Here is a 3865-nt window from a genome sequence, read left to right on the forward strand (position 1 = left end):
CAATTGGTTGAATACTACCCAAGCTCCTGACAAGACCATGTCCCAAAATCCAAACCAGATTGTTCCTTCACTGGCCATTGGTCCCATGATTACTTCAGTAGTAAACAAAGTACCAAAACCAATTAGTAGAGCTGAAACTGCAAAAAGCATTACAGGTGTGAACATCGCTCCACCAAATCTTTGAATTTTTTCTTTCATGGTTCTCCTCCTATTGAAAACGTATTATCTTATGTCTATATAATATTCCTTCACAGAAAAATTGTCAACAAAGCCCTATCTTTAGGGATTTGTGTCAGTGTTTGATAATTTTACATACTTCGTGAAATTTCACACTCCCCAAAAATACCTATTTACCTTGTTAAAGATTATTATTATCTTTTAAATAAAGAGAAATCACATAATTTTTTAATAAAATTTGGGTATAATATATATGTTAAAAGTTATAACTTGTAAAATTTGTATAACTTTAGGAGGAAAACATGACAATTACATTTGCAGGAGATAAGGTTACACTTTTAGGAAACCAAGTAAAAAAAGGCGATGAAGCGCCAGCATTTAAGGCAACAAAAAACGATCTATCAGAATTTAACTCAGAAGATCTAAAAGGTAAAGTTGTAGTTTACTCAGTAGCACCATCCCTTGATACAGACGTATGTGCTCTTCAAGCTAAGAAATTCAACAAAGATGCCCTAGAGCTTTCTGATGACGTAGCTATAGTTACAATCACAGAGGACCTACCATTTGCTCAAGCTAGATTTTGCTCAAACGAAGACATCAAAAACCTAGAAATGGTATCTGACTACAAGGAAAGAGAATTTGGAGAAAAATATGGATTCCTAATTGACGAACTTAAGCTACTAACAAGAGGTATCGTAATAGTAGACAAAGAAGGAGTAATCCAATACGTTGAATACGTTCCAGAAGTAAATCACGAAGTAAACTTCGAAGCTGCTTTAGCAGAAGTTAAAAAATTAGTTTAACAAAAAGACTAAGTAGAAAGATTTCGAAATAAAGATTAGAAATCACCCTACTTTATTTAATAGATAAATATGAAAACGCCTTAGCAAGGAGTAAAACTTGCTAAGGCGTATTTTTATTTAAACTTAAGCTCATAACTTCTTTTCTTGATATAAAAATAATAAAAGCTAGAAATAATAAGATTCGTCATCCAACCAAGAGGGACTGCATACCAGACCATGGCGACACCTAACTTGTGGGCAAGGGTCATAGAAAGGCTCACCCTTATAAATAGATTGATAATATTAGCAAGGGTAAAAACTCTCACATCTCCTAGGCCCCTCAAAACCCCATCCACACAGTGCTTAGATCCTACCAACACAAAGAAAAATCCTATGAAAGCTAGATAAGCCTGACCAGTTTCTATAGCAAGGTCTGACGAATTTTCATTCATAAAAAAGGCAATAATATCAGCTGACTTGATTTTTAAAACAAGTAAAACCAAGAAGGAATATATACCAACCATCATTAGTGATGCCCTAAGTCCTTTAGCTAATCTATTGAGTTTCTCTGCCCCTACATTTTGTGAAGTATAGGAAGAGATAGCATTACCAAGACTAGTTATCGGTACAATTATAAGGCTTTCCACCCTAATGGCCGCAGAAAAACCCGCCAAAATCTCTACCCCAAAAGAATTTACAACAGACTGAACCAAAAGCTGGCCTATGGTAACAGTAGATTGTTGGACAATAGAAGGAATAGCAAGCCTAGAAATAAGCCCTAACTCTGTTTTATCAAAAATTCTAGTTTTTTCTGTTTCGATTTTCTCAATTCTCCTAAGAAAAACAAAAAATGAAAAAACAGCCGAAATCCCCTGGGCAAGAAGGGTAGCATAGGCTGCTCCAGCAAGTCCCAATCCTAAATCTCTTACAAAATATACATCTAAGATTACATTTAAAACCGAAGAGAAAATCAAAAAATAAAGAGGAATCTTAGATTCTCCAAGGGCCTGGTAAAGAGCCGATATGATATTGTACATAAACAAAAATGGCAAGCCATAAAAATAAATATTAAGATACAAGACTGCCATATCCAAGATTTCACGAGGAGTTTGAAGAAGGGTCATAAGATTTTTGGAAAAAATCAAACCAAAGGCAGAAAGAGCTATGGCAAGTGCTAAAAATCCTATAATAGAAGTGAAAATCGCTGTCTTCATCCTCTTGTAATCACGAGATCCAAAATACCTTGCAATCAAAACCGAAGCTCCAGCCCCTCCGCCAACTCCTATACAAATAAAAATAGTAGTAAGGGCAAAACTTGCCCCTATAGAAGCAAGAGCCGCCTCCCCCACGTATTTGCCAACCACAGCCGAGTCGACCAAGGTATAAATTTGTTGAAATAAAGACCCAACCACCATAGGAAGAGCAAACTTACTAATGGCCTTTGATGGAGAGTCGTTAGTTAAATAATGATCCATATACCACCTCAAAGATTTCTAACTTCTATCAATATATGATAAGCTTTGAAAAAATCTAATAAAATAAATAATAATTTTAAAATTTAATAAAAAGTGATATTATAAAATAAACAAAGTAAAAGGAGGACATATGTCAACAATAGGAAGCGGAATCATAGGTGACTCTAACACCTTCAATCTCAAAGAAATAAATATAGAAAAAATAAGAAAAGAAGTAATGAACTTTCTTCTAAAAGACGAAGAAATCATCCAAGCCTTTGAAACAATAAGAGACCAGGTAATCTTTACAACAAAAAGAATATTTGTAATTAATGTTCAAGGGATCACCGGCAAAAAAATAGCCTACATCTCCTATCCCTACTCCAAAATCCAATACTTCGGAATAGAAACTGCAGGCATGCTCGATATAGATAGCGAACTAATAATCGCCTTCAACGACGGAAACAAACTATCATTCGACTTCAAAAGAGGAGTCGACATTATAGAAATATCTAAAACTATTTCTGAATTTATTTTATAGAAAAAAGCCCCTTTAGGAGCTTTCTTCTATAACTATATGTTACTATTAAGCTAATCTGATCTAGGATGTATTTTTACCTATTTTAAGAATTATTTGAATGGATTAGTCTATATCTACTAGCTCACCTGTCTCGAAGCTTTCCTTACATTTATAAGCTATATGAGATACGGCTGTACCATCGTATACTGTAATTTCTGGCTTTCTATTTTCTTTTACGCAAGAAACAAATTCTTTAAGTTCAGCTTTGAATGAATCTGAGAATCTTTCGATAAAATCTTGGCTCATTTCTTTTCTTATTCCATCTTTATCTAGAATTTCTACGAGGTTCTTTTGAGGAACTGAACCAATTCTTATGATTCCTTCTGTACCGAATATTTCTGTCTCTACATTATATCCATGTGGAGCTGTTCTTCCAGCAAATAAGAAGCCCATTGCATCATTTTCAAATTTCATAAGTGCAGATACATTGTCTCCATCATTCCATTCAGCAAATTCTGGATAAGCATAGCATCCACCTATAGCCCATACTTTTTTAGGTTCGCTTCCTATAAACCATCTCATTAGGTCTATATCATGAACACACATATCAAGGAATTCTCCTCCTGAATGTGGACCGAACGCTATTGCACCTTCTATATTTTTGGTAGGATCTTGTGAATATGATCTAACCATATATACCTTACCGATTTTACCAGAATCTATTGCTTCTTTGGCATATTTATATGAGCTGTCAAATCTTCTCATAAATCCTAGCATGAATATTTGATCAGGATGTTCTTCTACTGCTTTTTCAGCTATTTTACATTGTTCTACAGTTGTTCCTAGTGGTTTTTCTGAAAATACGTGTTTTCCAGCCTTTAATGCTTTTGCAATTTGTTCTGTATGAAGGTGAGATGGACTTGCTATAGTTA

General features: G+C 34.5%; 4 protein-coding genes and 1 pseudogene. 2 read left to right on the forward strand and 3 right to left on the reverse strand.

The features are described 5' to 3' along the window. Window positions 1-198, reverse strand: a pseudogene (locus MRZ08_RS02990) (PTS alpha-glucoside transporter subunit IIBC); the annotation flags it as partial. A gap of 281 nt (window positions 199-479) precedes the next feature. Between MRZ08_RS02990 and tpx the strand changes: the two are divergent. After that, window positions 480-980: a thiol peroxidase gene (tpx, locus tag MRZ08_RS02995; RefSeq protein WP_297379107.1), complete on the forward strand. Its 501-nt coding sequence runs from the start codon at window positions 480-482 to the stop codon at window positions 978-980. A gap of 113 nt (window positions 981-1093) precedes the next feature. Here the strand turns inward: tpx and MRZ08_RS03000 are convergent, their stop codons facing one another. After that, window positions 1094-2434 (reverse strand): MATE family efflux transporter, encoded by a 1341-nt coding sequence (locus MRZ08_RS03000; RefSeq protein WP_297379109.1) that lies wholly within the window; start codon window positions 2432-2434, stop codon window positions 1094-1096. 130 nt (window positions 2435-2564) lie between these two features. Between MRZ08_RS03000 and MRZ08_RS03005 the strand changes: the two genes are divergently transcribed. Further along, window positions 2565-2954: a PH domain-containing protein gene (locus MRZ08_RS03005; RefSeq protein WP_297379111.1), complete on the forward strand. Its 390-nt coding sequence runs from the start codon at window positions 2565-2567 to the stop codon at window positions 2952-2954. A 102-nt stretch (window positions 2955-3056) separates the two neighbouring features. Here MRZ08_RS03005 and MRZ08_RS03010 read toward each other — a convergent pair. Then, window positions 3057-3865 (reverse strand): Gfo/Idh/MocA family oxidoreductase (locus MRZ08_RS03010; RefSeq protein WP_297379113.1); only part of this gene is annotated, 809 nt, incomplete at its 5' end.

The sequence above is a fragment of the Anaerococcus sp. genome (assembly GCF_022770135.1).
Lineage (GTDB): Bacteria > Bacillota > Clostridia > Tissierellales > Peptoniphilaceae > Anaerococcus.